The sequence below is a fragment of the Rhodobacteraceae bacterium S2214 genome, from assembly GCA_025141675.1.
Classification (GTDB): Bacteria; Pseudomonadota; Alphaproteobacteria; order Rhodobacterales; family Rhodobacteraceae; genus Yoonia.
In genome coordinates, this window is record CP081161.1 from 540,893 (window position 1) to 563,499 (window position 22,607).

Annotated in this window: 27 protein-coding genes; 13 read left to right on the forward strand and 14 right to left on the reverse strand. The window is 55.8% G+C overall.

Annotated elements, in window-relative coordinates; translation table 11 throughout:
- Nucleotides 1-5 precede the first annotated feature (5 nt).
- From K3729_02500 to K3729_02535, 8 genes are all read left to right on the forward strand, one after another.
- On the forward strand, nt 6-641 hold the full coding sequence (locus K3729_02500; protein ID UWQ99685.1) for a dihydroxy-acid dehydratase: 636 nt from the start codon (nt 6-8) through the stop codon (nt 639-641).
- 67 nt (nt 642-708) lie between these two features.
- Nucleotides 709-1,482: a hypothetical protein gene (locus K3729_02505; GenBank protein ID UWQ99686.1), complete on the forward strand. Its 774-nt coding sequence runs from the start codon at nt 709-711 to the stop codon at nt 1,480-1,482.
- Nucleotides 1,483-1,494: 12 nt separating this feature from the next.
- Entirely contained in the window at nt 1,495-1,863 is a 369-nt protein-coding gene (locus K3729_02510; GenBank protein ID UWQ99687.1) for a hypothetical protein, read from the forward strand.
- Nucleotides 1,864-1,982: 119 nt separating this feature from the next.
- On the forward strand, nt 1,983-4,010 hold the full coding sequence (locus tag K3729_02515; protein UWQ99688.1) for an NADPH-dependent 2,4-dienoyl-CoA reductase: 2,028 nt from the start codon (nt 1,983-1,985) through the stop codon (nt 4,008-4,010).
- Nucleotides 4,011-4,013: 3 nt separating this feature from the next.
- The gene (locus K3729_02520; GenBank protein UWQ99689.1) at nt 4,014-4,229 is read left to right on the forward strand and encodes a TIGR03643 family protein; all 216 of its coding nucleotides are present in this window, start codon (nt 4,014-4,016) and stop codon (nt 4,227-4,229) included.
- 139 nt (nt 4,230-4,368) lie between these two features.
- The gene (locus K3729_02525) at nt 4,369-5,277 is read left to right on the forward strand and encodes a LysR family transcriptional regulator (protein UWQ99690.1); all 909 of its coding nucleotides are present in this window, start codon (nt 4,369-4,371) and stop codon (nt 5,275-5,277) included.
- Nucleotides 5,278-5,485: 208 nt separating this feature from the next.
- Nucleotides 5,486-7,159, forward strand: coding sequence for a CHASE domain-containing protein (locus K3729_02530; protein ID UWQ99691.1), 1,674 nt, complete (start codon nt 5,486-5,488; stop codon nt 7,157-7,159).
- Between the two features lie 31 nt (nt 7,160-7,190).
- Nucleotides 7,191-7,532, forward strand: a complete 342-nt coding sequence (locus tag K3729_02535; protein UWQ99692.1) for a response regulator — start codon at nt 7,191-7,193, stop codon at nt 7,530-7,532.
- A 4-nt stretch (nt 7,533-7,536) separates the two neighbouring features.
- On the opposite strand, the gene K3729_02540 is transcribed toward K3729_02535, so the two are convergent.
- The 4 genes from K3729_02540 to K3729_02555 are packed head-to-tail and all read right to left on the reverse strand — an operon-like array spanning nt 7,537 to nt 10,511.
- Entirely contained in the window at nt 7,537-8,499 is a 963-nt protein-coding gene (locus tag K3729_02540; GenBank protein UWQ99693.1) for an OmpA family protein, read from the reverse strand.
- Nucleotides 8,496-9,062 (reverse strand): peroxidase-related enzyme, encoded by a 567-nt coding sequence (locus K3729_02545; protein ID UWQ99694.1) that lies wholly within the window; start codon nt 9,060-9,062, stop codon nt 8,496-8,498. Before K3729_02545 ends, K3729_02540 begins: the two co-directional genes overlap by 4 nt.
- Before the next feature lie 4 nt (nt 9,063-9,066).
- Entirely contained in the window at nt 9,067-9,792 is a 726-nt protein-coding gene (locus K3729_02550) for a GNAT family N-acetyltransferase (protein UWQ99695.1), read from the reverse strand.
- Complete coding sequence (locus K3729_02555; GenBank protein UWQ99696.1) at nt 9,789-10,511, reverse strand: competence/damage-inducible protein A; 723 nt, start codon at nt 10,509-10,511, stop codon at nt 9,789-9,791. The genes K3729_02550 and K3729_02555 overlap by 4 nt, the downstream gene beginning before the upstream one ends.
- A 40-nt stretch (nt 10,512-10,551) precedes the next feature.
- Here K3729_02555 and sfsA point away from each other — a divergent pair, with 40 nt between their 5' ends.
- Nucleotides 10,552-11,253 (forward strand): DNA/RNA nuclease SfsA, encoded by a 702-nt coding sequence (sfsA, locus tag K3729_02560; protein UWQ99697.1) that lies wholly within the window; start codon nt 10,552-10,554, stop codon nt 11,251-11,253.
- A gap of 106 nt (nt 11,254-11,359) precedes the next feature.
- Nucleotides 11,360-12,172, forward strand: a complete 813-nt coding sequence (gene map / locus K3729_02565; protein ID UWQ99698.1) for a type I methionyl aminopeptidase — start codon at nt 11,360-11,362, stop codon at nt 12,170-12,172.
- Here map and K3729_02570 read toward each other — a convergent pair.
- Genes K3729_02570 through K3729_02580 form a run of 3 tightly spaced genes read right to left on the reverse strand, consistent with a single transcriptional unit; the run spans nt 12,169 to nt 14,587 of the window.
- Entirely contained in the window at nt 12,169-12,825 is a 657-nt protein-coding gene (locus K3729_02570; GenBank protein ID UWQ99699.1) for an HAD-IA family hydrolase, read from the reverse strand. The two genes, map and K3729_02570, sit on opposite strands and share 4 nt — an antisense overlap.
- A complete protein-coding gene (gene rsmD / locus K3729_02575; protein ID UWQ99700.1) occupies nt 12,825-13,382 on the reverse strand; it encodes a 16S rRNA (guanine(966)-N(2))-methyltransferase RsmD in 558 nt (185 codons plus the stop codon). The genes K3729_02570 and rsmD overlap by 1 nt, the downstream gene beginning before the upstream one ends.
- On the reverse strand, nt 13,379-14,587 hold the full coding sequence (locus tag K3729_02580; protein UWQ99701.1) for an FAD-dependent oxidoreductase: 1,209 nt from the start codon (nt 14,585-14,587) through the stop codon (nt 13,379-13,381). Before K3729_02580 ends, rsmD begins: the two co-directional genes overlap by 4 nt.
- Nucleotides 14,588-14,672: 85 nt before the next feature.
- Between K3729_02580 and K3729_02585 the strand changes: the two genes are divergently transcribed.
- The 3 genes from K3729_02585 to K3729_02595 all read left to right on the forward strand — a co-directional run bounded on the left by K3729_02585 (nt 14,673) and on the right by K3729_02595 (nt 15,893).
- Nucleotides 14,673-15,161: a peroxiredoxin gene (locus K3729_02585; GenBank protein UWQ99702.1), complete on the forward strand. Its 489-nt coding sequence runs from the start codon at nt 14,673-14,675 to the stop codon at nt 15,159-15,161.
- Nucleotides 15,162-15,457: 296 nt separating this feature from the next.
- Entirely contained in the window at nt 15,458-15,655 is a 198-nt protein-coding gene (locus tag K3729_02590; protein ID UWQ99703.1) for a hypothetical protein, read from the forward strand.
- On the forward strand, nt 15,636-15,893 hold the full coding sequence (locus tag K3729_02595) for a hypothetical protein (protein ID UWQ99704.1): 258 nt from the start codon (nt 15,636-15,638) through the stop codon (nt 15,891-15,893). Before K3729_02590 ends, K3729_02595 begins: the two co-directional genes overlap by 20 nt.
- Here K3729_02595 and K3729_02600 read toward each other — a convergent pair.
- The 7 genes from K3729_02600 to K3729_02630 all read right to left on the reverse strand — a co-directional run bounded on the left by K3729_02600 (nt 15,890) and on the right by K3729_02630 (nt 22,576).
- Nucleotides 15,890-16,735, reverse strand: a complete 846-nt coding sequence (locus tag K3729_02600; GenBank protein ID UWQ99705.1) for a mechanosensitive ion channel — start codon at nt 16,733-16,735, stop codon at nt 15,890-15,892. The genes K3729_02595 and K3729_02600 overlap by 4 nt on opposite strands.
- Nucleotides 16,736-16,737: 2 nt before the next feature.
- Nucleotides 16,738-17,037 (reverse strand): 4a-hydroxytetrahydrobiopterin dehydratase, encoded by a 300-nt coding sequence (locus K3729_02605; protein ID UWQ99706.1) that lies wholly within the window; start codon nt 17,035-17,037, stop codon nt 16,738-16,740.
- Nucleotides 17,034-18,218: a GNAT family N-acetyltransferase gene (locus K3729_02610; GenBank protein UWQ99707.1), complete on the reverse strand. Its 1,185-nt coding sequence runs from the start codon at nt 18,216-18,218 to the stop codon at nt 17,034-17,036. The genes K3729_02605 and K3729_02610 overlap by 4 nt, the downstream gene beginning before the upstream one ends.
- 31 nt (nt 18,219-18,249) lie before the next feature.
- On the reverse strand, nt 18,250-19,002 hold the full coding sequence (locus tag K3729_02615) for a phosphodiesterase (GenBank protein ID UWQ99708.1): 753 nt from the start codon (nt 19,000-19,002) through the stop codon (nt 18,250-18,252).
- The gene (locus K3729_02620; protein ID UWQ99709.1) at nt 18,999-19,463 is read right to left on the reverse strand and encodes a RidA family protein; all 465 of its coding nucleotides are present in this window, start codon (nt 19,461-19,463) and stop codon (nt 18,999-19,001) included. Before K3729_02620 ends, K3729_02615 begins: the two co-directional genes overlap by 4 nt.
- Before the next feature lie 69 nt (nt 19,464-19,532).
- Complete coding sequence (locus K3729_02625) at nt 19,533-20,840, reverse strand: HlyD family type I secretion periplasmic adaptor subunit (protein UWQ99710.1); 1,308 nt, start codon at nt 20,838-20,840, stop codon at nt 19,533-19,535.
- Complete coding sequence (locus K3729_02630; protein UWQ99711.1) at nt 20,837-22,576, reverse strand: type I secretion system permease/ATPase; 1,740 nt, start codon at nt 22,574-22,576, stop codon at nt 20,837-20,839. Before K3729_02630 ends, K3729_02625 begins: the two co-directional genes overlap by 4 nt.
- Between the last annotated feature and the right edge of the window lie 31 nt (nt 22,577-22,607).

The following is a 22,607-nucleotide window of genomic DNA, read 5'->3' on the forward strand; positions in this document are numbered from 1 at the left end:
TCGCTGTGTTTTCGTTTGTAGGTAAGTATATTGTATTCGGCGCGGCCCTGCTGGTTGCGGGCTGCGCTGAAATTGGGTCACTGGGGGCGCCGACGCCTCCGACACCAGCACTGGCACTTTATGGTGGCGACGTGATCGCAGCCGTGCCTGAAGGGTATTGTATCGAAACCAAAGCCAGCAAACCGCGTAGCGGTTTTGCGGTAATGGTTGGCTGCGGCGTGATCGCGGGCACCAACGACAGGCCACGCCTGAACGGCTTTGCGACAGTTCAAGTCGGGCCTGCGGGATCAGCAATCGTGACAGAAGACCCCGATGGGTTCGAGGCGTTTTTGTCAACGACCGCAGGTGAAACCCTGCTCAGCGTCAATGGCAATGCAAGCACGGTGTCTGTAGGCGGGGTCAAACAAACCTCGGGTGCTGTGACTGTGCGGTTTGCGGATCAAGCGGCGCCACCTGTTGCGGGATTGCAGACGACCGAATGGCGTGCATTCGTTGACATCAAAGGACGGCTGACCACAATCGCCGTGCGGGGTATGGCCGAAACACCGTTGACCGCGTCACAAGGTCAAGCGCTTCTGGAAAGTGTGCTCGCGTCGATGCTTGCAAACAACCAGATCGCAGAAACGGTTGCCGAAACCTGACAACGGTTTGCTTTTTGGAAACGGTTCGGCAGATAAAGAGTAAGACACCATCTGAAAAGGTCACAGTGTGGCGCATCAGCGATCAGGATTGTTAGATAAAATTGTTCACCGTCGTGCTTTGGCGCGCTGGAAAGCTGCTGCGCGTAATGCGGAACGGGCTGACCTGTCGACATTGCGTGAACAACGCAGCCGTGCGCGCCAACTGCGCGGCGCGGTTGATCAGGTCGTACATGTGGCGGAAAGCAGATTGGCCTTGCCGCGTGTAGGGTCCAACAACTTTGCCAAACCACCCAGCACCAAATGGTCGTGGCGACCTGCACTTTGGCGTGGTCCGATTTCACCCAGAGGGGCGACAGGTCTGCGCAACGGGGACCACATCAGCGACGACATCAAGGTATTCCACGATTGCAAAGTGTCCGAAATGACATTGCGCCAGATCCGGAACACGCGCGAAGGGGATTTGGCACCCTTCGGCTTGGAAATGGATGTATTGGGTTTCGACGGCAGTTTCCTGTCAGTGGCGATTGATTTGCCTGCGGACGCGGCTGACGGTCTACGCAAGCGTGACATCGTGCGGGTCCAAGGATTGATCCGTACCGAACGCCCTGCGACGGTCTTTGCGCGGCTTAACATCAAATGCGGGCCGAATACCGAAAACCTCGTCCAAGAACTGCCGCTTCTTGACCGCGAGGTATCTGTCGATTTCGATCTGGCTTACGCTGATCTGAATGAAAACCGGATCGACGGCATGTGGCTAGACCTGATCATCGAAGATCCGGCGATGAACCAACTGCGTATTCGGGATTTGACTTTCTGCCGCTATCCGCGCGCTGATCTATAAGGGAACGGTGGCATGACTGATTACACACTGCTGAAAAACCGACTGCACGCGGGCGTCTGGGAAGGAACCCTGACCGGACCAAAGGACGCATCGCCGGTGCTGGTATTGCGCCATGACGATGAAATCGTGCCGGGACTAACGACTGAATTTTCCAGCGATGGCACATGGGTCGTGCGCGCACCTGTGCCTGCTGACCGGATCAACGACGACGTCCAGACCTACGTGATTGTCGAAGAAAACAGCAACACGATCCTCAACAGCTTTACCATTTTTGCAGGCGACCAAATGGCAGATGCCCTGCAGGTCGAAGTTGATTTGTTGCGCGCCGAGCTAGATCTTCTCAAGCGGGCGTTCCGCAAGCACTGCGTCGAAACGGCCTGAAACCTTTCAACGCGGTTTTGCGAAGACGGCGCCGCGCGAAAAGACGCAGGTGACGCGGCGTTTAGGGTGACGTGCGCGTCAACTTTGCACAATGTATGCGAAGTTTTGGGAGAGAACACATGACCACCACCTATCCGCACCTGCTGGCCCCGCTTGATCTTGGCTTTACGACGTTGAAAAACCGCGTGCTGATGGGGTCAATGCACACCGGTCTGGAAGAAACCAAAGATTGGAACCGTGTCGCCGAATTCTACGCGACCCGTGCGCGGGGTGGCGTCGCGTTGATGGTGACAGGTGGCATGGCCCCCAACAAAGAAGGCGGCGTATTTCCCGGTGCCGCTGGCCTCTTTAATCAAGACGACATTGCGAACCATAAAATTGTGACCGACCGCGTCCACGACGCAGGCGGCAAAATCGCGATGCAAATCCTGCACGCAGGTCGTTACGCTTATTCGCCCGAATGTGTGTCCGCCTCTGCCGTGAAATCCCCGATCTCTCCATTCCCGCCGAAGGAATTGGATGCAGAAGGTATTGAAAAACAGATTAGCGATATGGTCACCGCCGCCGTGCGTGCCCAAGAAGCTGGGTATGACGGTGTCGAGGTGATGGGGTCCGAAGGGTATTTCCTGAACCAGTTCCTTGTCACCCACACCAACAAACGCGACGACGAATGGGGCGGATCATACGAAAACCGGATGCGCCTACCGGTCGAGGTCGTGCGCCGCGTCCGCGAAGCGGTCGGCACTGATTTCATCGTCATCTACCGCCTTTCCATGATCGACCTGATCCCGAACGGGTCCACATGGGAAGAAGTCGTGCAGTTGGCCAAAGCGATTGAAGCTGCAGGTGCCACGATCATCAACACCGGCATTGGTTGGCACGAGGCCCGCATTCCGACGATTGCGACATCTGTCCCGCGTCGCGCCTTTAGCTGGGTCACAAAGAAACTGATGGGCGAGGTGTCGATCCCCGTCATTACATCGAACCGGATCAACACGCCCGAAGTGGGTGAAGATGTGTTGGCAGACGGTTGCGCCGATATGGTCAGCATGGCCCGTCCGTTCCTTGCCGATCCCGATTTTGTGGCCAAAGCCGCCGCTGGCGACGCCGCAAAGATCGCGCCGTGTATTGCATGTAACCAAGCCTGTCTGGATCATACGTTTGGCGGCAAGCTGTCGTCCTGCCTTGTGAACCCGCGCGCGTGTTATGAAACCGAACTGGTGGTCACGAAAGCAGAAGCACCAAAAACTGTTGCAGTGGTTGGCGCAGGCCCTGCAGGTCTGTCCGCAGCGCTGACCGCCGCAGAGGCAGGTCACAGCGTCACGATCTTCGACAAAGCGGCAGAGATTGGCGGCCAGCTGAACATGGCCAAACAGGTGCCGGGCAAAGAAGAATTCTGGGGGCTGGTCGATTATTACCGGACGGCGGTTGCCCACGCGGGCATCACGCTCCAGTTGGAAACCACCGCTGACGCAGACGCGCTGGACGATTTCGACGAAGTGATCATCGCGACTGGTGTTGTCCCGCGTGATCCGCAGATTCCGGGTCAGGACGGGCCGAACGTCCTGTCCTATATCGATGTGTTGCGCGGTAAGGCCCCTGTGGGCAGCCGTGTTGCCGTGATCGGGGCAGGGGGCATCGGTTTCGACATTGCCGAATATCTAGTAACCGATGACAGCCCGACCGAAGACTTGGATGCGTGGCTGGAAGAATGGGGCGTCGGTGATCCGGAAAATGTCCGTGGTGGTTTGCGACCCGAAGGCCCGCAACCTGATGCACCTGCGCGCGAAGTCACGTTGTTGCAACGCAAAGCGCAGAAGCTGGGTAAAGGCCTTGGTAAAACGACAGGCTGGATTCACCGCGCTGGGCTTCAGATGAAGAACGTCAAAATGGTCGGCGGTGTGAATTACGAAAAGATTGACGCAGACGGCCTACACGTCAGCGACGGCGAAGCGCGTGAAAATCCACGTGTCATCGCGGTCGACACTATTGTTCTGTGCGCTGGGCAATTGCCGGAACGCACGCTTGCAGACGATCTGATGGCGAAAGGGCGGTCCGTGCATATCATTGGCGGTGCCGATGTGGCGGCAGAACTGGATGCGAAACGTGCCATTGATCAGGGCACACGATTGGCCGCGAGCCTATAACGCATGGCCAAAGCACCGGACCTTGATGAAGCAACCAAAAGCGAAGTGATCGAGATGGCTTTGTCCGATCACATTGCGTTTGCGGACATCAAGGCCCAGCACGGATTATCCGAAAAAGAGGTCAAGGCGGTGATGCGATCCGCCTTGAAAACCGGCAGTTACAAAGCGTGGCGCAAACGTGTGCGGACCTTCGGTGACCGCCGCGAAAGCTATAAATAGCATAAAAATATACGGAATCTGCGTTTCCGATCTTGCTACAAAACTATGCAATACCCCGTTATTGTCAGGCCATCGTCCCATTCCTGCCCGATTTCAGGGGCAAAAGGTTGCTTGTAAGTAGCCAGAATGAGGATCGCGTATGGATCGCCTGACAGAAATGGAAGCCTTTGCCACGGTCGTAGACCAGGGTGGTTTCACAGACGCGGCCAAAAAGATGGGGATTTCCAAATCCGCTGTCTCAAAGCACGTATCTTCTTTGGAAGCCCGCCTTGGTGCGCGGCTTTTGAACCGGACGACCCGCAGGGTTAGCCCGACCGAGATTGGTCTGGCCTACTACGACCGCGCCCGCCGCGTTCTGAATGATGCTGGCGAAGCCGATGCGCTTGTCACGTCAATGCAATCCGCACCCTCTGGCTTGTTGCGGATTTCCGTTGCGACAGACTTCGGCGTGAACCATTTGTCCCCTGTTTTGGGCGAATTCCTGTCTGAATTCTCGGACATCACGGTCAACATGGTGCTGAACAACCGCTACGTTGAACTTATCTCTGAAGGCTTCGACATGGCCGTTCGGATCGGCGAACTGGAAGACAGCACACTGCGTGCCCGCAAGTTGACTGAAACGTCCAAACGGATGATTGCGTCACCTGCTTACTTTGAACAATACGGTCGTCCTGAAAAGATCGACGATCTGAACGAACACAAACTGCTGCACTATTCCAACCAAGCCAACTCGGCTGTTTGGAAACTGACAGCGCCGTCTGGCGAAAAACGCCAAGTCCGCACTGCTGGTTGGCTGACAGTGAACGACGGTCAATCCCTGCTGAACGCCTGTATCGGTGGGCTGGGTATCGCTTACCTGCCAAGCTTCCTTTACGCTGACGCGATGGCGCAAGGTCTGGTCGAAGTCGCGATCCCTGATCTGCCCGTCGAAACTCAAGGTGTCTACGCGGTTTATCCGCCAGGCCGTTTCACACAGCCGAAAGTGCGCGCTTTCATCGACTTCCTTGTCCATTCGTTTGCGGACAAAGGCCCGGACAACTGGAAGTAAACCAAATTTCCCCCCGGTGTTACACACCATACCTAGGCGCTACTTCCCCTCCCGAAGTAGCGCCTTTTTTCTGTTTGAAGTTGATTGGTTAGCGGTCATTCGGGAATTGACGGGCTCAGGATCCGTTTCTATGGTGGTATGCACGTTATGATTGTGGTCTCGCAATTCTGGACGCGCATAAAATAGACCGATGATGGAAAGGGCTTTGATGAAGTCTAGCGAAGCCTACGGCAGACGCCGTGACCCTTGGATAGTTGCGTTTGTTTTCGCGATATCAATGGCCGCAACTCTGGCGCTGACGCTGTATGAAAAACAGCGAAACTTTCAAACAGGCCTGATCCGGTTCGAACAGGAAACCGGCGTAATCGAAACCAGCCTGCGCACAACTTTTGACGCCTATGCACAGGTCCTACGCAGTGGTGTGGCACTGTTTGAAGCGACCGAAAACGTTGATCGGACCGTTTGGCAGGATTACGTTTCAAACCTCAAGCTCGAAGAAAATTATCCCGGTATTCAGGGTCTTAGCTTCAACGCCATTTTGCATAACCGTGCAGAAGTGGACGCATTGGTTGCTGATGTTCAGGCGAAAGACTGGGCTGAATTCGATCTCAGGCCCGATGGCGAACGTCCTATTTATGCGCCGATTTTGTATCTGGAACCTTTTATCGGACGCAATCGGCCCGCGTTGGGATTTGATATTTATTCGGAAACGAACCGACGAGCAGCCGTCGATCGGGCGCTTCTGCTGGGTGAACCTAGCATGACGTCAAAAATCACGTTGGTGCAGGACGACGAAAGCCTGAACGACGAAACGAAAGCTGGCGTTTTGGTCGTTTTGCCGATCTTTGATCGCACAACCACAGCGATGGCAACGCAACGCGAGAAAGCCAAAGGTTTGATCGTCAGCGTCTTCCGTATCAAGGATTTGATGGAAACCATCCTGAAGGCCAATTTCGATGGCGAAGGGCTTTACCGCAAAGATGTCAGCCTGTTCGAAGTGACCCCCGAAGGTGAACTGCTTTCAATGTATCAGGACGTGCCTGAACCGGATCACACACCGGTCTTCGCATCTGAAAACACCTTTTCAATGTATGGCAAAACGTGGCGGTTGATGGCGACATCCACCAGCGTGTTTGAAAAGGCCACCGCACTGAACAGCCACATCATTGTTCTGCTGACGGGTGTATTGATGTCCATGCTTCTGACGTTTCTGGTTTGGGGGCAGGCGGTGCGTAACCGTGAAAGCCAGCGGGCAGCGGATGCATTGGCGAAGGGGAATGCGCAAATTGCCTTGTTAATGAAAGAGGTGAACCACCGCTCCAAGAACCTGCTCAGCTTGATCCAAGCCATCGCGCGCCAGACCAGCGCCAGCAACCCGCAAGATTTTTCAAAATCGTTTTCCCGTCGGCTGACGTCGTTGTCCGCGAGCCAGGATTTGCTGGTGCGCAACAATTGGGAAGACGTCGATTTACAGGATTTGATCACGTCGCAGCTTGGGCATTTCAAGGATTTGATTGGATCCCGTATTTTGTTGACCGGACCGAAAACGTTGCTGAACGCTGCGAATGCGCAAACGATCAGTATGGCGATCCACGAATTGGCCACCAACGCGACCAAATATGGTGCCCTGTCGAATGATGTCGGGGTGGTGAACGTCGACTGGACCACTACGGGAACCGGCCCCCAAGCCATGTTTGAACTGCACTGGGTCGAAAGCGGTGGACCGCCGGTCGTGGCACCTGAAACGAAAGGGTTCGGTTCCAAAGTCACCGGAACAATGGTTAAACTGTCGTTAGAAGGCGAAATCGAAACAAGATTTCAGCCCGAAGGGTTTGAATGGCACCTCGCGTGTCCCGCATCCAGTTTGGCTAAGTTGGACTAGAAATGGCTGTATCGGTATTTGGGTTGGTGTTTTGACGAAACGTATCTTGATTGTCGAAGACGATGTCCTTTTGGGGCTCGATTTGGCTGAACAGCTTGAAGCATCCGGTTTCGAAGTCATCGGCCCCTGTATTTCTGCCGCTCAGGCATTGGTAGCCTTCGAAAAAGAAGGATGCGATGCGGCGGTTCTGGACATCAATTTGGGGCACGGGACGTCAGAACCGGTCGCACAACGCCTTCAATCGCTCTCGATCCCCTTTGTCGTGGCGTCGGGGTATTCCGATGATCAATGGCCGCAGGTGTTTCGGGGGCAAGCATCCGTCACAAAACCATTTCAGGCGGAAGATCTCGTTGATCTGTTGACCGCCGTTTAGGGGATCACTTGGCCTCTGTGCTGGTCACAATCGCTTCGACCCTGCGGTTCGCATCGCGGCCAGCTTCGGTCAGATTGCTGCCAACCGGTGACAGATACCCCATTCCCTCTGCCGCTAATTGGCGACCCGGAATGCCGTAGCTGTCGATCAGGCGTTGCCTAACCGCGCGGGCGCGTCGTTTGGATAGGCCGATGTTTCCTTCCAACGATCCTGCGGAATCGGTGTGGCCCACTAAAGCGATCTGCAAATCAGGGTGCGCGCGCAGGTAAGCAGCAAGCGTTTCAAGCGACGCATAAGGCCCATCCGCCAAATCGGACGATCCGGGAACAAAGCTAAGATCGGTCAGCACCGCGCGGCCAATCTGGGTCAGCGCCGTGGCCATATCTGTAGGTGGTGCGCTGTTGGCAGAACTGGACGATGGTGCGGTGGCGGCGACAACGGAACTGCCCCGACTGGAAACGCGCCCCAGATCGCCGTCGTTCGAAACACGGTCAATCTGGACATAGGCCGCCCGCGCGATTTGGCTGATAAGCAGGACGGTATGTTCCGGCCCTTTGTCACCATCCTTGAAACCCGCCCAGTACCTGAAATCGCCTAGGTTTACCTGCATGTCAGGCGGCGGCAGCACGTCCAACGCAAAGCGAAAATCAAATCCGCCACAAGCGTCACCCTCGCAGGTGAAAATTTCTGTGTACCCATCGGCCAACAATTGATCGCGAAGCGGCTGCAAGATTTGCAACGTGGTCAGTCCCGCCACCGAGATCTTCCAAGCACCCTGCGCAACTGTGCCTTCTGCAATGGCATTGGGGACGGCACCGTCTGCCCATGGTCCGGTCGCAATCATCAACGTGTTCGGTGCACCTGCTTCTTGATAGGTGACAACAGCGTTCCCCGGTAGCCGCAAATCTTGCGCTGCCGCGAGGCAAGGCAGGCATAACACAGCAAGAAGGGGAACGGCACGGATCATCGTGACTGGCTGTGATACCCGTCATTCGGGCGCATATCGGTGGCCGACGCCACACGGTTTGTCATGTTGAAAAAGCCAGCAACATTCGCGATGTCCCAAATATCACGATCCGTAAAACCGACAGTGCGCAACGCGTCGCGGTCTTCTTCGACGATCGTCGCGCTCGCCATAGTGATCTTTTCCGCAAACAGGCACATGGCCGTTTGGCGGGCGTCCAGATCAGCAACGCGCCAGTTCATCACCAGCATCTCGCCCAGTTTGGGATCACCGGATAATTCGCGTACAGCGGCACCATGCGCGGTCAGGCAATAGAAACATTTGTTGATCGACGACACGACCACGGCAATCATCTCGCGTTCCAGCTTGGTCAAGCCGCTGTCTGCAAGCATCAGGTCGTTATAAAGCGTCGTAAAGGCGTTCAATTTGTCGATATCGAACGCATAGGCCTGCAACACATTCGGGATCATGCCCAGTTTGTCTTGGCAGATGTCGAAATATTTCTGGGTGTCTGCGGGCAACGGGTCAACCATCGGAAGATCAAGGGCAGTCACTTTGTCGGTCATGTATTCAGTCCGGTTTGATACGATAGTGGTACTGTCCCACAACCTGCATCCCGAGGGAAGTGTAGAGCGCATTTGCTCCGGTGTTCCCCGCCACAGCGGCCAAAGTGAACCACTTTGCACCCTGCGATTGCCCCCAAATGGCGCTGGCACGGGTCAAATTCGCGGCAAGTCCCTGTCGACGGTCGTTTTGCAGCACCTCAAGCGAATGCAGCATCGTGCAATCATGCGCGACACCCGCAAAGGCGGTGCCTGCGGGGCGATCATTCACGCGCCCCAGAAATGTCGCCTTCGGACAATCCGCGCGTTCCATCACGGCTAATCTGGCCGGACCCGTCCCGCCTTCCGCCCAAATCTCGCGTTGGGTGGCAAGCGGCGGCCAGACCTGAAAACTGGTCACGGGCGGGGGCTTCACATCCGTGATGTCGGCCGATGGTATCGCGTATAAAAGCGTAGTGTCTTTTGCGACGTAGCCCGCGCTATCCAGATAAGCCGCCAAAGCATCATCACCGGGCCTGATCATGAACAGCGGGACCTGACCAAGCGCGCACATCGCGTCCTCTGCGCCCGCGATCTGTGTCGGATCGAATGCACCGACCGTTGTCGCGGCACTGACACGTTGGCCGCCGCCCTTGCCTTCGCGAATGGTGAAGCCCGGCACAGCGGATTTCGCAGCAGCTGGCCATGTTACATCAAGTGCATCGCAAACGGTCTGGGCATCGGGCAGGTTCATGCGGGAAATATCTTCGCCAGCTCTGCCATCGCGCCATCTAAACGCGTCGCATCAGCGCCACGGACAACAACGTTTGACCCGTATTTCCCATCTTTCTGGAACGGATAGGACCCGACTGACAGGTCAACATAGGTCTGTGCAAATTGCCCCAACGGGCCTGCAATAACCCCTTCACCACGATCAACGCGCAATGTCCGTGACAATAGTGGCGCGCCGCCCGTCAGGGTCGGCAAAACGCTCGCCACCATGGCCTGAAAGACCGACGGCACGCCCGCCATGACATGCACGTTCTGGACGGTAAAACCGGGCGCGGTACTGACAGGGTTGTCGATCAGCGTAGCGCTGTCGGGGATGCGGGCCATACGCAGGCGGGCATCATTCAATTCCTGTCCGCTGCGGTCATAGTGTGCTTGTAGCAAAGCACGAGCATCGTCGCGAACGTCGATGTGATCGTCAAACGCAGCGGCGATGCAATCCGCCGTAATATCGTCATGGGTCGGGCCGATCCCGCCACTGGTAAAGACGGTATCATAGGCGGCAGACAACGCCTTCACAGCCGCGACAATCGCAGGGGCATCGTCGCTGACCACGCGGACTTCTTTCAGGTCGATACCTGCTTGGGTCAGCTGACCTGCCAGATAATGCATATTGGCGTCGCGTGTGCGGCCCGACAAGATTTCGTCACCAATGACAAGCATTGCGGCTGTGGGATTTGGCATTGGTGGTCTCCTTGGTTACGACCATGTTATAGGGCGGTCCATGCAGTTTGCCACACCCCTTATCCCCGCCCGATTGATCAAACGTTACAAACGGTTCCTGTCCGATATGACATTGGAGGACGGAACGCAGGTTGTGGCGCATTGTGCCAACCCTGGATCAATGATGGGGCTGGCGGAACCGGGGATGAAGGTATGGCTGGAACCAAACGATGACCCGAAGAAAAAGCTGAAATACGGCTGGCGTCTGGTCGACCACGAAAACGGGCATTTCACTGGCGTGGATACGTCCGTGCCGAACCGTGCGCTGAAAGCCGCGTTCATGGATCATCGGGTGCCGGGGTTCGACTACGATCTTGTGCGACCCGAAGTGAAATACGGTGAAAATTCGCGGATCGATTTTCTGCTGACGGGACAGGAGCCGGATACCTATGTCGAAGTGAAAAGCGTGACGCTTTCACGGACCGCCGGGCTGGCTGAATTTCCAGATTCTGTGACGAAACGCGGTGCCAAACATCTGGCCGAATTGTCCGAAATGGTTCGGCAGGGCCACCGCGCTGTGATGTTGTATTTGGTGCAACGGACGGATTGCGCGGGCTTCACCCTCGCCGCGGACATCGACGTCGCCTATGCGCGGGCCTTTCGCGAGGCGCAGGCCGCAGGTGTTGAGGTGACGGTGTTTGATTGTGCGATTTCGCCAGATGGTGTGGACATTCGCAATCCGTTGGATTTTGTTGCGCCGTAAGGGTGCCTCCGGCGGGGATATTTACGACCAAAAGAATTGGGTCGGCTGCACTACTGGTTTTGTTGGGCATGATCGCTTATGTCGCGGGAAACGTGTTGAGGACGAGATGATGACGAATAACGGCCGCGTGACCAAAGATGGTATTCGGATTTACGAGCCAAGCGATTTTGCGGGCATGAACAAGGCTGGCCGCTTGGCCGCCCAAATTTTGGATGATGTGGCTGCCTTGGTCGCACCCGGTGTGTCGACCGCTGCTTTGGATCAGTTTATCACGGATCAGGTTGAACTGGCTGGCGCAACGTCTGCAACGATTGGCTACAAGGGCTATCAGCACGCAAGCTGCATTTCCGTGAACCACGTCGTGTGTCACGGTATTCCCGGTGAAAAGACGCTAAAAGACGGTGATATCCTCAATATCGACGTCACGGTCATCGTTGATGGTTGGTTTGGCGATACGTCCCGGATGTATGTCGCGGGTAAAATGTCGCGCAAGGCGGAACGTCTGGTGCAGGTCACCCATGATGCGCTGATGAAGGGCATTGAGGCTGCGAAGCCCGGCAATACGTTTGGCGATATTGGTCATGCCATTCAGGTTTACGCTGAAAGCAACCGCATGTCTGTGGTCCGCGATTTTTGCGGACATGGGCTTGGCCGCGTGTTCCATGCCCCGCCAAATGTGCTGCATTATGGTCGCGCGGGCACCGGTGCTGTGCTGGAAGAAGGCATGTTCTTTACCATCGAGCCGATGATCAATCTGGGCCGTCCCGAAACCAAGGTTCTTGCTGATGACTGGACCGCCGTGACCCGCGACAAAAGCCTGTCTGCGCAGTTCGAACATTCCATCGGGATCACTGCCCAAGGGGCCGAGATTTTCACGCTGTCCCCTGCCGGTAAATTTCACCCGACCTACGAAGTCTAAGCAGGCGGCATCGCGACGCTGATCAAGCCAGCGATGTCGCGCATCGACCTGACTTTTTCGACATCCACACGTGCGAGGTGGGCAAAACTACCGCTTGGGTCAAACCCGAAAGTGCGCACACCTGCGGCGATGCCTGCACTCGCCCCCGTAGGACTGTCGTCGATGAACACCGTTTCTGCAGGCGTTACACCCGCAATCTTCATCGCATGATGGATCATCGCCGGATCGGGTTTCGGAACATAGTCATGGCCGGAATAAATCCGGTCTGCAAAACGGTCAATTAACCCTGACGGCGTCAACGATATCGCCATTTTCTTTGGTGGGCCGTTCGATGCGATTGCGGTGGCGATGCCTGCGGCGTCCAATTGATCGAGGAACAAATGCACGTCATCGAAAACCTGCACGCCTTTCGAAAGCGCAGCGAACATTTCGCTGTAGATTTCGTCCAACCATCCGTCGGGCAGCGTTGCCCCCATGTCGCGCGCCGTTGTCATGACACCCGCCATGGTGCCGCCGACAAACAGGGTGTCCACGTCTTTAACTGAAATCTCCAATCCGTAGCGCGACAGGTTTTCCGCAATCACGATATTTGTCGTCGGTTCAGTATCCACCAACACGCCATCGCAATCGAAGATCACAAGTTTTACGGTCATCAGTTCAGCTCCAGCAGGGTAATCCACGTGTCGCCGTAGCGTCGTTGATCCAGTTTTCGAAACCCCGGTGGGGCAGGTAGGGCGGTGTTGTCTTCCAGTACAATCAGCGCGTCATCGGCGATCCAGCCTGATGCGCGCGCGGATCGGAGTGCAGCCGGACCAAGGCCCTGACCGTAAGGGGGGTCCGCAAAGATCAGGTCGCAGGGTTCGTCCGCGTCGGGCAGTTGCGTGACATCGCATGTCAGCATCTTGGTGTCTGCCGCCCGTCTACATTTGTCGATGTTTGCCGCGATCAGTTTTTGCGCTACGCGCCCACTGTCCACAAAGGTCGTGAAGGCGGCCCCGCGCGACAACGCTTCAAGCCCAAGCGCACCGGTCCCCGCAAACAGATCCAGCACCCGTGCCCCGTCAATAGGGTTGCCGTATTTGCCGCCCTGCAACACGTTGAACAGGCTTTCGCGCACGCGGTCGGATGTGGGGCGCAAATGAGCTGCCGCATCACCTTTCCCGACATCTGCAAGGGTCAATCCGCGATGCTGCCCGCCAATGATCCTCATGCTTTCAGCAGTGCTTTCATATCCGTATCGGGGTCAGTGATCAGATCAGGCGCGGGGCTTTTGCCCGCTTCAATCAGGCGTTTGCCGATCATGTAGTTGCGCGGGTCGTTCATCGCATCCACGGCAATCAATTGGTCACCCTTGTAGTACCAGTGCGACTGGGCATCGCCGGTTTTACGCACATAAACGGCGTCATAGCCGATGTTCAGGCCCGCAATCTGAAGTTTGCAATCGTATTGATCGGACCAGAACCACGGCTTTGGCACATAGGGCGTTTCCATCCCTGCGATATTCTTTGCCACCACTTCGGCCTGATCAATCGCGTTGCCGACGCTTTCGATCCGGATTTGATGACCGTCCAGCGGGGCAGAGGCACAGTCGCCAGCAGCCCAAATCGCAGGGTCGGATGTTTGCCCAAAACTGTTCGTCGCGATCCCGTTGTCGATGGTTAGACCAGCACCTTCGGCAAGGATTGTGGCGGGCGCAATGCCGACTCCGACAACTGCAAAATCAATATCAAGCGTCGTGCCGTCGGTCAGGACGGCGCCGGTCACCACGTCATCGCCGATCAAACACTCAAGGCCCACGCCCTCAACGATTTTCACGCCATGCGACGCATGCAGGTCGCGGAAGTAATCAGAGGTTTCAGGCGCCGCGACACGTTGCAGAATCCGATCTGCCATCTCGACCAACGTCACAGATACCCCGCGTTTGGCCGCCACGGCTGCCGCTTCCAGCCCGATATACCCGCCGCCGATGATCAGGGCCTTTTTCCCGTCAGCAAACGCAGGCGCCATGGCATCCGCATCCGCCAGATCACGGACGCTGAACACATTCCCCAGATCGCCGCCAATCGCGCTGGGCAATGTACGGGGATGCGATCCGGTCGTGAGAACAAGATGATCGTAGGTCAAAACGTCGGTATTCTCCAACGTCACCGTTTTACCCACCGGATCAATCGCCGTCGCGCGCGTAGATAGACGCAGATCGATGGTGTTGTCGGCATAGAAACTGGCGGGGCGCAGGTACAAACGTTCTTCGGCCATATCGCCGAGCAGATACGCCTTGGACAAGGGCGGGCGTTGATAGGGGGGCACTGGTTCACCACCGACAAGCGTGATGTCGCCGTCGAATCCTTCCGCGCGCAGCTTTGCCACACATGATGATCCGGCTTGGCCCGCACCGATAACGACGACATGTGGCATATGTTTGGTCCTTGAACTGGTCTTGGTTACCCCTCAAACCTATATTGTTGGCAACAACAGGTGCAATCGAAACAAGGATACAAACATGACGATTTCAATTGGGGCCACTTTGCCCGACGCGACTTTGCTTTACATGGGCGACGAAGGCCCGACTGGCGTACAAATGGCTGACAAATTGAAAGACCGGAAGGTCGTCATTTTTGGTCTTCCGGGTGCCTACACCGGCGTTTGCACCACGTCGCACGTGCCTAGCTTTATGCGGACCAAAGACGATTTCGCAGCCAAAGGTGTGGACGAAATCATCTGCGTATCGGTCAACGATCCATTTGTGATGGACGCGTGGGGCAAAAGCACGGGTGCGGCCGACGCTGGTATCACGATGCTGGGCGACGCCGAAGGCGCGTTCACTAAGGCCATCGGTATGGATTTCACGGCACCACCTGCGGGCCTGATCGGGCGATCCAAACGGTATGCGATGGTTGTCGAAAACGGCGTCGTCACTGCGCTGGGCGAAGAAGCAAGCCCCGGCGAATGCGACATCTCGGGTGGGGAAGCTCTGCTCGCCAGCATCTAACGCGCTGCCCAGAATCGATTTCAACGGCCCCTTGCGTCATTGTCGCAAGGGGCCTTTTTTGTGGGTGTAGCACTGCCCGCCTATCCGAATAGGGGATCGCCAAAATAAAGTGACGCTACGTCCGTTTTCGTTTTCAAGTGTGCCTTCCGCATAGGTTTTTAACTGAAATAGCAAAGCACTATACGGCAGACACCTAGAGAATCCGGGCCAATTGAGGGGAAATAGGAACTGGGGTTCCCATCGAACTTCATCCTCAGAGAGACGCAAGATCTCAGTAAGCGAAACAAGGCAATGCCATGAACCAGTTTATCAGTTCTTCGATCGACACTCAGGCAAGAGCCATCTTCGCGGGTACAGTCCCGGCCTCACAACAACAACGACTGACCCGCGAAGAGCTTCGTAAGCAATTTGAAGAAGACCTCGATGTTTTCACAAAAAAATCCCCTGCTGGAACAAATAAACGGAGCATCGATCATGACACCCATGATGATTAAGATACTAAGTCAATCGATCGAAGCTATTGCTCAGGGCACAGCAGGTCACGAGATCGACCGCGGCCATTATGACCGCTATCGCGGCATGCAGAAGATCGTGAACCGTCTGGCCGCAATGGATCTTGTCGTATTGGCCGAAACTGTTGAGGCAGATAAAATTATCCTAACGCCGACGCCGCGAGCCTATGAAGTCATGCAAAACGGCGCAACCAGAGCGGCGATTTGCAAAGCCGCTTAGGATTCGCTTTGCACAATTGTCCGCGTTGGGAACGGAATATCGACACCAGCTGCATCAAGGGCTTCTTTCACCTTACGCTTCATGTCGGCCTGATACTGAAAATAATCAGCCGACGGACACCAAACGCGCACCAGAAAATCCACAGAACTGGAATTCAGCGTATTCACCTGAATGAACGGTTCCGGATCATTCAGCGACCGTGAATCGGACATGATCGTATCGCGGATCACATCTTCGGCTGTTTTCAGGTTGGCACCATACCCAACTCCAAATTCCCACTCTGCGCGGCGGGTATCGTAGATGGAATAATTTTCAATCGTATTTCCCCACACGTCAGAATTCGGAATAATGATCTGAACATTCCCAAGCGACGCAATCTCCGTGAAGTTCAGGGTAATGTCTTTCACGGTCCCCATCTTGCCGTCGACTTCAACGAAATCGCCGATCTTGATGGGGCGGAAAAAGATGATCATCACGCCGGCCGCGATGTTGGACAGCGTGCCTTGCAGCGCCAGACCAATGGCCAAAGATGCGGCACCGATGATCGCGACCACGGACGTGGTTTCTACGCCAAATGTGTTGAGAACAAACAGGAACGCAAAGCCGATGACGACGTAGCGGACGATATTGCCAAGGAAATTGAACAGCGTTTCATCAAGATGCTGATGGCGTTCGCCCAAATGAACAAGCCGCCGACGTGCCCAGCCACCGATGACGAAACCGATAAACAGAATTGCGATAGCTGCCAGAACGGACCCCACGATAGAGGCCAGAAAATCAATGGTTAAGACATCGGCGACCGTCTTGCCGTTCATGATTTCGGTGTTCAGTAGCTCTTCCATCGTTATTCCTTTGCGAGCGCGTCCATTTTGGCGCCCAATTTTGCGTCTAGCGCGCTGATCCCATCGCAATCATGGGTCGTTAGCGTCACGTCGACGGTCTTGTATACATTTGACCACTCTGGGTGGTGGTTCAGCTTTTCCGCCCAGATAGCGGCTTTTGTCATAAACCCGAAAGCGTCAATAAAGTTCCGGAAAACAAACGACTTTTGGATTGCATCGCGTCCATCGGTCATCGCCCAGCCGTTTGCAAGAAGCGGCGCAAGCTGCGTTTCGCGTTCCGCGTCGGTCAATTTCTCGGTCATTGCTGTTCCTCTCGGTTTTCCTTTTTGAACGGGCCGTAAGATGTCAGGATTTCGATCTCGTTGTCCACCGCGTCACGTTCCGCATCAAGGTAATTGGCAACGGCTTCGCGGAACCCCGGATCGGTGAAATAATGCAGCGAATGTGTCGCCACGGGCAGATAACCACGGGCGAGTTTGTGTTCGCCTTGCGCACCCGCTTCGACGCGGCTCATGCCGTGTTCAATCGCGTATTCAATCGCGCGGTAATAACACAATTCAAAGTGCAGACAGGCGTGGTGTTCGACACATCCCCAATACCGTCCGTACAGCGTTTCGCGCCCGATAAAATTCAGCGCTCCCGCAATGTACTGCCCGTCGCGGACAGCCAGCGACAGCAGCATGTCGTCGCGCAGGTGTTCTTGTGCTTGATCAAAAAACGCCCGCGTCAGATAGGGCGTACCCCATTTGCGGTTGCCAGTGTCTTGGTAAAACCGCCAGAACGCGTCCCAATGTTCGGGCTGGATATCGTCGCCCGTCAACATCAGGATATCGCCGCTAAAATCATTGGCCTGTGCGCGTTCCTTACGAATATTTTTGCGTTTGCGGCTGGCAAGGCTGTTCAGGAAACCATCAAAATCAGCATAGCCGTCGTTTTCCCAATGAAACTGCTGTCCAATGCGGGGCAACAGGCCCATTTCTTCGCCCGCAATTGCTTCTGCCTCTGTGCAGAACGTCACATGAACGGACGACAGCTGGTTGTCGGCGGCAATCTGGATCGCGCCTTGAACGATCGCGGACATACCTATGACTTCAAACCCCGGACGGGTCAGAAAACGCCGTCCAGTGGCAGGGGTAAACGGCACCGCCATTTGCAGTTTCGGATAATAGCGTCCGCCTGCGTTCTCGAACGCATGGGCCCAGTTGTGATCGAAGATATATTCGCCCTGCGAATGTCCCTTGGCGTACAAGGGCGCAACAGCAATAACCTGATCGCCTTGCTTTGCTGTCAAATAGCGGGGCTGCCATCCGGTGCCCGGCCCGACTGATCCGCTGTCTTCTAGGGCCTTCAGAAACCGATAGGTCGTAAAGGGATCATAAGGCCTGCCGTCCTGCGTTTCGAGGCAAGCGCAAGCGTCCCAATCGGCCTGCGCAATGGTGCTCAGGTCGGGGTGGGCGGCGATCTCTATGGCGTCATCAGTCATGAAGGTTGATGTGTGCGCAAAATGCGGTGGGTCAAGCGAGGTAGCCTTCAAAAGTCACGTTATCGACTATTTTGCGCGCTTGCGCTTCCTCTTCAGCAGATTTGATCGTCCAGCATAATATATTGGCACCTGCGGCTTTCAATTCGGCGACGCGGGGGCGGTCCAGATCATGTGCTTCGTGACTGATGAATGATGCGCCCGTGCGGTCATAGTCAGGGATTTCACGCAGCCGTTCACACAGATCGACAGCTAACGGTTCCCAATCGGCGGGGTCATAACTGCTGGTCACCAAACCGCGTGGAATGTGCGGCGCAGCTCCGCCAAACGCGATCACAGCGTGCGGGTTAAACGACATCACAGCGACGTCGCCAGCGTAGCCCGCCAAGACATCGGCTGTCGCTTGCTGCAATGATCCAACATTTGGTCCCATGTTCAGGTCTTGATCTTTGATCTCGATCAGCAGCGGAACACGGCCATCAACAAGGGCCAAAACCTCTGCCAACGTAGGGATGCCAGCCTTGCCACCGCTCAACGGGATTTGCCCAAGCTCTGCCGCCGTCCGCATCGTGATCGGGCCCTGTTCGGCAGTCAAACGCGCGAGATGATAGTCGTGAAACACCATCGGCACACCGTCCTTGGACAACTGCAGATCAATCTCGATCGCGTAACCTGCATCAATCGCAGCGGTGATCGCCTCGATAGAATTTTCGGGGCGACCGTCCGTTTTGTCATGCAACGCCCGATGTGTGATGGGGCGCGTTAGGAATGCTGCGGGAAGTTTCATTTGATCTGAAACACACCATCAATTTCGACAGCAACACCCAGTGGCAGGCTTGGTGCGCTGACAGCGGCACGCGCGTGACGGCCAATATCGCCCAGTGCTTCGACCAGAAAATCAGATGCGCCGTTGATGACCTTTGGCTGATCCGTGAAATCAGGGGTCGAATTCACAAAACCACCCAGCTTCACAACGCGAACAAGCCGATCCAGATCGCCGTCACATGCGGCTTTCAACTGGGTTAGCAGGTTGATCGCACAGGTTTTGGCCGCAGCCATGCCTTGATCAACCGTGTAATCATCCCCCAACTTGCCCGTCAGTGGACCAGTCACATCCATCGAAATCTGGCCGGATACAAACACCATGTCGCCCGCAATCACGTAGGGCACATAATTGCCCGCAGCAGCAGGGGCTTCGGGCAACGTCACGCCGAGTTCGGCAAGTTTGGTTTCAATCGCAGATGTCATTGCGTGCTCCTTTAATGAACTTAAAGGAACGCTATCCTTGGCCGTGAGCAGGCGCAATGCACTCCGCGATCACGTCTCGCGGAATGCCTTGGCAAAGTAGTCAGCCAGCGGCTTGATCAGGTAATCCATCGGGCTGCGATCTGCGGTCCGGACGAAGGATTCCACCGGCATACCGGGGATCAACGTCATGTCCTCGGGCAGGCGATTGATTTCACCTTCGTTCAGCCGCAGTTCCACACGGTAGAATGAAGCCGATGTGTTTTCGTCCTGAAACGCATCAGCCGAAATCAGCGTCACAGTGCCAAATAATTCCGGCGTGCGGCGTTGATCAAACGCAGAAAAGCGCATCGTCGCTTCTTGGCCCACATAAATCTGGTCCACATCGGTCAGTTGCACTTGGGCGGCGATCACCAGCGGGCGGTCTTGCGGAACAAGAAACATCACCGGATCAGCAGCGCGAATAACAGATCGTTCAGCAAACACGGTCAGGCCGTACACGATGCCGGACAAAGGCGCACGAATATCCAACCGGTCTAGCTGTTCGGTCAACGTGCGCTGGCGTTCGGACAGTTCCAGTTCGTTGAACTGCAGATCGCGCAGACGCGTGATGGCTTCTTCGCGACGGGTGGTATCAAGGCTTAGCACCTCGATTTCAATCTCGGTGATCTGCTCTGCGGCTTGGGCTTCAAGCGCTGCCAATTCGCCAACGCGTCCCAGCATATCAGCTTGTTCACGCTGCAACGCCGACACGCGGCTGGCTTGGGCAAGACCACGGTCCAGCAGGCTTTGCTGGTCGGCAAGTTCCTGAACGATCAGCGACTTCTGACTTTCCAACGCTTCTTGTTGGGCTTTGATGCCTGCGATCTGGCTGACGATTTGGGCACGCCGTTGGCCTAACTGTTCCTTGGTCTTGGCCGCCGATTCCAGCCGCGCCTGAAACAAGCGTTCCTGACCTGCGATCAGGCTATCGATTTCGGGGCGATCAAAGGCGAGCAGTTTTTCGGGGAACGTAATCGTGTCACTTCCATCGCGTTCGGCTTCCAATCGGCCACGACGCGCAAGGATTTCAAACAACTGGCCTTCGACGATCACCAATTCGGATTTCAACGCGTTCGAATCTAGCTGGATCAACAGATCGCCCGCCTCAACAACATCGCCTTCATCGACCAAAATCGCCTCAACGACACCGCCATCAGGATGCTGGATCACTTGGCGGTTGCGGTCGACTTCGATCTGGCCGGATGCAATCACAGCGCCTGTGATCTGCGCCATGACGGCCCACGTGCCAAAGCCGCCGACAAGCACCAGCATCGCCAGCAGGCCAATGATCATCGGCTTGGCGACAGACCACCGTTTATTCGGGTTTTGCTCGCTCATGATACGCCCCCGCCTTGACCGGTTGTCTTTTTGATTTGATCGGCATTCTTGACCATCTCCTGGAGCACCTGATCCTTCGGGCCAAAGGCACGCCGCGCCCCGTTTTCAATCACCAACAACAGATCGCATTCCTGAATAGCAGCAGGACGATGCGCCATGATAAACACGATTTTGCCTTCCTCTTTGGTCAGCTTGATCGCGTTGTTCAGTGCGTTTGATCCTTCGTTATCAAGGTTCGAATTTGGTTCATCCAGCACCAGCACAACAGGGTTGCCATACATCGCACGCGCCAGCCCGATCCGCTGAATTTGACCGCCCGACAGGCGACCGCCATTGGACGCCACGCGGGTGTCGTAGCCATCAGGTAGCTTGAGGATCATCTCATGCGCCGCCGCCTTTTTCGCAGCTTCCACCACGGCGGCATCATTCGGCTGCATCGACATGCGGGCAATGTTTTCTTTGATGGTGCCGTCAAACAACTGCACGCGCTGCGGCAGATACCCAATATGTTGGCCCAGAACGTCAGGGTTATACTGGTCCAACGCAGCCCCATCGAGCCGGATTTTCCCACCCGCAGGACGCCAGATGCCGGTCAATGCCCGCGCCAATGTCGTCTTGCCCGCACCCGATGTGCCGATCACCCCAACCGCTTGTCCGGGCTGGACGGCAAAGCTGATCATACGCAGCGACGCGGTCTGTTCCCCTGGCGGGATCACAGTGACCTGATCCGCGACAATGCGTGCAGCGGGTTGCGGCAGGGTTGTCCTAGCATCATCGGCAGGCACATTACCCAAAAGCGTTGACAGATTGCGCCAGCCTTCACGGCCCTTTTGGAACGTCGCAAACTGTCCGACGATCAATTCAATCGGTGCCAAAGCGCGGCCCAGCAGGATGGAACCGGCAATCATAGCACCCGGCGTCAGTTCGCCCTGCAACACCAGATATGCACCAAGCCCAAGCATCGCGGATTGCAAAAACAACCGGAACGTCTTGGTCATCGCGCTAAAGGTGCCCGCGCCATCTGCGGCCGCAATCGTCGCATCAAGACTTTCGCCACGGGCGATCTGCCACCTGCTAAACGCGGCATCGCGCATACCAAGCGCGTGCACCATTTCGGATTCCTGCCTGATCTGAGCGCCCATCGTTTCGGATTGGAACGTCGCGGCATTCGCCTTTTGCAGCGGCTTGCGAGTGGTCAGCTGGTTTGTGATCGCAACACCAATCAAGATCACGCCACCAACAAGGCCAAGCAGGCCCATCAAAGGGTGAAAGATAAAGATGCCAAGAAAGAATAGTGGCGTCCAAGGCAGATCAAACACAGCCATCAGGGCAGGCGATGTAATCAAACGCTGGACGCTTTCCAGATCACGCAGACCTGTGGCCGCCTGTTTCGTGGCTTTGTTAATCGTGGACGCTTTCAACACAGCCGCAAAAACACGGCGGTCCATTGTTGCCTGAAAACGGGCTCCGACGCGGCCCATAATCCGACCACGCACGTAATCCATGATCCCCATCATCCCGTAAAGGAAGGCGACCAAAACAGATAAGGCGATCAACGTTTCTAAGCTACGCGACCCCAAAACCCGATCATAAACATTCAACATGTAAAGCGGGCCGGTCAGCATCAGCATGTTCACGAAGAAACTGAACACGGCGACCATCCAATACAGGCCCCGGCTTTGTTTGCGCGCATTGATTAATTCAGCGCGACCTTGTGCTGTCAATTCGTCTGCCATTGGCGGTTCATCGCTCTATTTATTTTTTGTT